Annotated in this window: 8 protein-coding genes; all 8 read right to left on the bottom strand. The window is 61.0% G+C overall.

The features are described from left to right. On the bottom strand, window positions 1-387 hold a 387-nt coding region (locus tag QBJ92_RS09175; protein ID WP_277969383.1), incomplete at its 3' end, for a hypothetical protein. Between the two features lie 117 nt (window positions 388-504). Continuing rightward, on the bottom strand, window positions 505-1,029 hold the full coding sequence (locus QBJ92_RS09170; RefSeq protein WP_277969382.1) for a CocE/NonD family hydrolase: 525 nt from the start codon (window positions 1,027-1,029) through the stop codon (window positions 505-507). A 58-nt stretch (window positions 1,030-1,087) separates the two neighbouring features. Beyond that, window positions 1,088-1,729, bottom strand: a complete 642-nt coding sequence (locus QBJ92_RS09165; RefSeq protein WP_277969381.1) for an outer membrane protein — start codon at window positions 1,727-1,729, stop codon at window positions 1,088-1,090. Window positions 1,730-1,898: 169 nt separating this feature from the next. Then, on the bottom strand, window positions 1,899-2,258 hold the full coding sequence (locus QBJ92_RS09160) for a hypothetical protein (RefSeq protein WP_277969380.1): 360 nt from the start codon (window positions 2,256-2,258) through the stop codon (window positions 1,899-1,901). Window positions 2,259-2,429: 171 nt separating this feature from the next. After that, window positions 2,430-3,749 (bottom strand): sensor histidine kinase, encoded by a 1,320-nt coding sequence (locus QBJ92_RS09155; protein WP_277969379.1) that lies wholly within the window; start codon window positions 3,747-3,749, stop codon window positions 2,430-2,432. Beyond that, complete coding sequence (locus QBJ92_RS09150; RefSeq protein ID WP_277969378.1) at window positions 3,746-4,438, bottom strand: response regulator; 693 nt, start codon at window positions 4,436-4,438, stop codon at window positions 3,746-3,748. Before QBJ92_RS09150 ends, QBJ92_RS09155 begins: the two co-directional genes overlap by 4 nt. A gap of 272 nt (window positions 4,439-4,710) precedes the next feature. Beyond that, on the bottom strand, window positions 4,711-5,265 hold the full coding sequence (locus QBJ92_RS09145) for a DUF3833 family protein (RefSeq protein ID WP_277969377.1): 555 nt from the start codon (window positions 5,263-5,265) through the stop codon (window positions 4,711-4,713). 4 nt (window positions 5,266-5,269) lie between these two features. Next, window positions 5,270-5,926 carry a Dps family protein gene (locus QBJ92_RS09140; RefSeq protein WP_277969376.1) on the bottom strand — a complete coding sequence of 219 codons (657 nt, stop codon included), beginning with the start codon at window positions 5,924-5,926 and terminating at the stop codon, window positions 5,270-5,272. Between the last annotated feature and the right edge of the window lie 74 nt (window positions 5,927-6,000).

The raw sequence follows: 6,000 nt of genomic DNA, 5'->3' as shown, positions 1-6,000 counted from the left end.
AGCCTTTCTTGGTTTGAACGGATCGGTATCAAATCGGCCGCCGTGCGACCGCGCGCCGATATAGACCTTCTGGACGTTGCTGAAGCTGTTGAACCGCGCGATCGCCCCCGCTGCGGTCGCGCCGTCCATCCATCCGGCATAGCCCAGCATCGGGACGGCCGCAGCCTCGATCGCTGCGCGATACCGATACGGCGCCACGTCGGAAATCCCCAGGCCCGCAGGGCCTTTGTTATCCGAAAATTCGGTCTGTGCGATCGACGTGCTCAAGTCCGCGTTGGCGCGGTGGTCCGCAACTGCTTCGGCCAGAAGTTTTTCGCCGTCCGGGCCATCGACGGGTTTCACTCCACCAACGAAGGTTTTGGCCAGGAAACACGGCGTCTTCGCCAATTTGGCCAGCGCACAGAGATCATTGGCATCGAGCGCCGCATTCGCAGCAACCCAGCTATCGACAAAGCCACGGATGCGGACACCACCCGGCCAAAAACTGCCTGGGTCAAAGTCGCTCTAGAGCGGCGCGACCGCCTTGACCGCCGGGTGGCCGGTCGCGGCGAGCAACTCGGCGGTATTCCCGCTATACGAAGTGCCGACGCCCCCCACTTTGCCATTGGACCAAGTGCGTGTGACGATCGATTCGACGACGTCTCGCCGATCCGCAACCTTATCGGGAGACCACTCCATCTTCCGGTGGCCGAACGAGGCGCCCGACCCTCGGGCATCGATGATCATATAGGCATAGCCCCTGGCGTTGAACGCGCGTTGAGTGGCGCTGCGCTTGGGTCCCTTGCTGTTCGCGCGCCAATATCGGGTTGTTTCCATCACCGTTGGCATTCGCCCAGCGGGGGCCCCGTCGACCGGTATCCAAAGGTCCACCGCCAGCCGCACGCCGTCCCGCATCGGAATATAGAGCGATGTGTTGGGACGCATGGCACGCTTTGGTTCCGGTGCCTTCGCAAAGACCGGATCGGCGCAGAACGCGAACAAGAACAGCATCAGGATTGTTTTCAGTACCGGTTTCATCATAGGCTTCATCTGCGGTCCCGAATATCCACTCTTGGTCGCGTTACAGGTCACACGCCGAGAAAAACGGTTACAACTTTGAAATGAATGCAATCATCGCCTTTGATGTCTTGAGGCCATTCCTGTAATTCATGCGATCGTATTCGGCTCGAACGAAGAGTCGATCCGTAAATTTTGCTTCGACCCCGCCGCCAAACAGAAATCCTTTCTTGGTGCTGCTGGTGTTCAAGTCCCGGCTCGCGATTGCGGTGAAATCCGTCTGTTCCTCAATCCGCTGCCAACTGTATCCCGCGCGGGCGTACATCAGGACCGACGGTGCGGCGAGCACGCCGGCGCGAGCCGAAGCATCCCAGGACCAGCTGGGTTTCAGCGAATAATCACCCAGGTCGCTGGCGGCGGTCAGGGTCGCCCCGCCATGCTCTATGCCCGCTTCAGAGCCTACGACGAGCACGTTGCCGACTTGCGCGTCGTACCCGACGTGGAAGCGATACCCTAAGTCACCCTTTTTCGTGTCGATCGAGGATTTAATACGGGGCAGCGCATATTTGGCCGTGGTCGACTGATAATGCAGGCCCGAACCGAACTTTAAACCGGTGAATATCGGCGCGACCGGCAAGTCCTCGGCCTGCCGTTCGGTCGGTTCTTGTTCCTGTGCAGTCGCCGCGATCGGCATGAGGATGAGGGCGCTGGCGATGATGGTAAAGATGTTCATGAGATCCCTTTCGATCGGTCTTTCCGAGACCGCAAAAGCGCTTTGGATCTCGGGAATTGCGGGAACATTGCGAGCTCGATCGCGGGGGGATGACGTTGGCGGGATGATCGTCGTGGTCGGAACCAGGCGGTTGCTTGCACCCGCGCCAGAGTGCGAACTACGGATGGGTTTACGTGCACGGCCGCCGTCGACGGTCAGCCTGATCTTTCCAGCGACGATCCCGCTCGCATCGCCGTATCCGGAGGTCCGTCATTTCCCGCATGTTCCGGACGATTTCTGACGTAACGCGTGTGCGCTCCAGACGTTCGGTCTGTTGCGTGTCGCGCCGCCGTTGTTGGATCAGCATACACTGCAAATGGTCACGACCGGCGAACGCCCCGAAGTTGGCGCACGTCTGCTTGTCTTGCGCGAGTGATATTCGCTCGCGCTCTCTCGGGGTTTCGCAGCCGGCCAAGGTCAGGACGGGCAGGATTGCAACGCCGATCGGCCAGATGTGCCGCCGGCAAAAGGAGAGAAAATAGTCGTGCATCGCTGATCTCTCTTCCGGGATTTCATAATTATCTCAGAGATCAAGATTTCAGCCCGCAAACCGCAACGATATGTCGAGTGCGGCCGGGCGGATCTTGAACGGCTTTTATCGACCGCAAGACCGGCGTTGGCGGCGCAAGATTGCGGCAGCATGGCGTATGCGCTCAGAACCTCAGCGCGGCAGGGATTCCACGCGCACGACCGTGCCACCCGACAAGGCATCGAAGATCGCCACCCGCCCGCCATGACGTTCGATCACTTGATGCACCAGATGAAGGCCAAGCCCGCTTCCCGCGGATCTTGGCCGTAGGCGATGGAACGGTTCGAAGACGCGCTCGCGTTCATCTGATGGAATGCCCGGGCCGTCGTCTTCCACTTCGAACGCGGCACCCAGGACGCGGACCACAACCCGGCTGCCGCCATGGTCGATCGCATTCTGTACGAGGTTCGTGACGACCCGCTCGATCGCCCCGACATCCCCTTGGATCGGCCACGCCGCATCGATCACCACTTCGATCGTACGATCCGTGGCGATCAGCAATGGCGCGAGCTCAGCGGCGACGTGCTTGACGAGCGTTACGAGATCCACGTCGCCCCTCATTCCGACTGCATCCAGTCGCTGGAAATCGAGCAATTGCTCCGCAAGGGTGGCGAGCCGCTCGAGATCGCTCCCAAGGGCGCGCGTGGATGCCTCGGCGGCTGAGTCGATCTTGAGGCTAAGGATGGCGATCGGTGTTCGCAGCTCGTGCGCCGCGGAGGCGATGAACCGCCGCTGGCGTTCATACCCCTCGTCAAGGCGGTCGAGGACGTGGTTTACCGCGCGGACCAGCGGAAGGATCTCGGCCGGCACCTGTGCTTCACGCAGCCGCCAGCCGCGTCGGTCGATCTGGATATGCTGTGCTTCCTCGGCAATCCTGTTCACGCCCGCGAGCGATCGGTTGACGATCCAAGGCGTCACGATCATCGACGTCACGCCGAGCAACACGATGATAACGATGCTGGCGGCGTTCGAGGCTGCGAGGATGAGGAAGCTCAACAGAGTGAATTTCCCGTGCGCGAGAATGGTGAGCGTCCCGGCGCGGGAATTCTCGGAGCGGATCACGGCGGACAAACGATAAGGCGGTGACCGATCTCGTATTTGTACATTGAGCAGCCGATGCAACGCCCCGGCAAAGTTTGCATATTCCTGCGGTACGCGTCCGTATGTGACGGTTCGGCCGATATTGTCCTCGGCGATAAACCAGAGGCCTGGCGCGTCTGCGCGAAGCTTTGCCAGTTCCGGCGTGTTGCGTACCATCAGGCGACCAGCTTCGGCGCGCTCGATGGAGCCAGCGATGACGCCGGGAATGATATCATCGACAAATACCGCCCCGTTATTCATCCGGGTCGCGAAGATCAGGACGATTGAGAAGAGGAGGAAGACCGTCACGAATTGGAAAAGCAGGGGTTGCAGGATGAGAGAGCGCTTCAGCGAACGCGGCTTCCGGCTCATGTTGATGCCCTGAGCAAATATCCGACGCCCCTGACCGCGTGGATTTCGAGCCCGGCACCTGCCTCGCTCAGTTTTCGGCGAAGCCGCGAGACGTGCGAATCGAGGGTGTTAGATTGAACCTCGTCGTCGAACCCGTAGACCGCTTGTTCCAGCGATTCGCGGAGCACCGTCCGCCCGCGACGCTTCATCAACGTCGCCAGGACCCGCAACTCCCGACGGACCAGATCGAGCCGAACGCCCGCGACCAGGGCTTCGTCGTGCACCACATCGAAGACCAGCGCTCCAGCGCGGATCTCCTCGACGCAAAGCACGGCGGGGCGACGGCGAACCGCGCGGATCCGTGCGAACATCTCTTCAAGCGCGAAAGGCTTGATGAGATAATCGTCTGCGCCCTCGTCCAGGCCAGCGACACGGTCACGGACGTCTCCGCGCGCGCTCAGCACGATGATCGGGAGTCCCGGATGTTCGGTCCGCAATACGCGAACGAGCGACAGTCCATCACCATCGGGCAGCGTTCTGTCGAGCAATATCAGATCGTAAGAAATTGACCGAACCGCCTCATGCGCCATAGCCAAACGAGCGACATGGTCGACGACGAATAACTCGCGCTGCAACACATTGCGCAATGTTTCGGCAATTTCGATCTCGTCTTCTACTATGAGGATTTGCACCGAGGCCCCTTCGGTCAATGAAAAAGGATCTTCCCGACGCACCATAATGTACGTGAACAAGACTTTGCTTGCCCTGCATTGCGGCAACATTGCGGATGTTGAAGAAATAAGGCCGTTCGGTCCTCCTGACCGCGGTAAAGCGATCATCAACGGGATCGCGCGCCGTCAAAGATCCTCGGTATGCTGATAGCATCGGTTGCCCAACCGTCGGCCTGCGGCGACCGGCAGGGAAAGCGCCGATCCCCTGCGCGATGTCCGCGACATCGTTCGCAACGGCCGCAAGCCTGCGGCTACCAGGTTACGGCAACGCGTTCCGTGCGGTGGTTCGGTTCCTCCGTTCCGCGGGTGATTGTTTCGTCCAGACTGGCGACCGGAATTCCCAGTTTCGTGATGACCATCCGGTTACGGGAACGCTGTCCGCCGGGCTGAAGGTACAGCCACTGTTGCGCGTGCATCCCGCCTTTCAGCCGGAACGACAGATGGAGTGCATTGCCGTGGGTGTCACCCGTGACCGGCCCGATTGCGCCTGTCAGCGTTCCGCCAAAGCGGCCGGGCGCCACCGGGCGCAAACGCCAAATGCGATGGACGACGGGGCGATTGCCCCGGCGCACGTCTTGCGTCAGGACGATCGTTCCGTCGGGCTGTACGACGCCATGCCCCGTCACCCGAACGGTTTGGCGCGCCTTTGTGATCACCTTCAGGCTGCCGACGCCGCGTGTATCGCCCGCAAAAAAAACCGTTGGGTCGAACGCGGGCGCGGACGCCCGCGCCCGTTGCAGATGCCCCGCTGGAACACAGGCCCCAAGCAGCAACGTTGCCGTGAGCAGGGGCGTTGTCCGCGGCATGACCTTACTGGACCGGCGCACTGGGGCGGCCGGCAGGTGCCAGCGCACGGCCGTTGTTGAGGTCTGCCCCGGTGTTGGGGTCGGTCGGGGTCGACTGGATCATCGCCCGCATCTGCCACTGATATTTGTCGATCGCATGTTGGACCTCCTGTAGCAGGTTGGACGTCGTCGGGTCCTTGTCCTCTGTTGCCTTGATTCCCTGCGCGATCTCGTCGCTCGTCACGCGATAATATTGTGCGAACCATTGGATGACCTGCGCATCATCGACGAAGCCACCCGGAAATTCGGGGATCCGGCTGGTGCGGACGATCGTGTTGGCGCGGCCGTCGGAGGATACGCCGATGCCTTGAAGCCGTTCGGCGATCTCGTCGGCATATTTGGCAACGCCCTCATAATGGTCCTGCAACAGTTCGTGCAGTGGGTAGAACAACGTGCCCGAGACGTTCCAATGCGCCTGCTTGGTTTGGAGTTGAAGCTGCTGCAATTCGGTCAGCGTCTGTTGCAAAGCGCGCGTCGACGCACGCAAATCGTTGCCCTGCGGTCCGGAATGGATGCGGTCTGTGACGCTATTGAGCGGGAAGGGGCCGTTCGGTTGCTGGGGCTGCGCCAGCGCGGGCGCCGCGGTCAGCAACGATGCGGCGATAATGAAGATGGAACGCACGAGAATTCCTTGGACTAGGGCAGACGGCAATCGCCGAAACCCGGACGCGATGCCTGCCGGTGGGGACTGGGAGC

This window comes from Sphingomonas echinoides, from assembly GCF_029623395.1.
In the GTDB taxonomy this organism is placed as follows: domain Bacteria; phylum Pseudomonadota; class Alphaproteobacteria; order Sphingomonadales; family Sphingomonadaceae; genus Sphingomonas; species Sphingomonas echinoides_A.
This window is presented reverse-complemented; position numbering and strand designations above follow the sequence as displayed.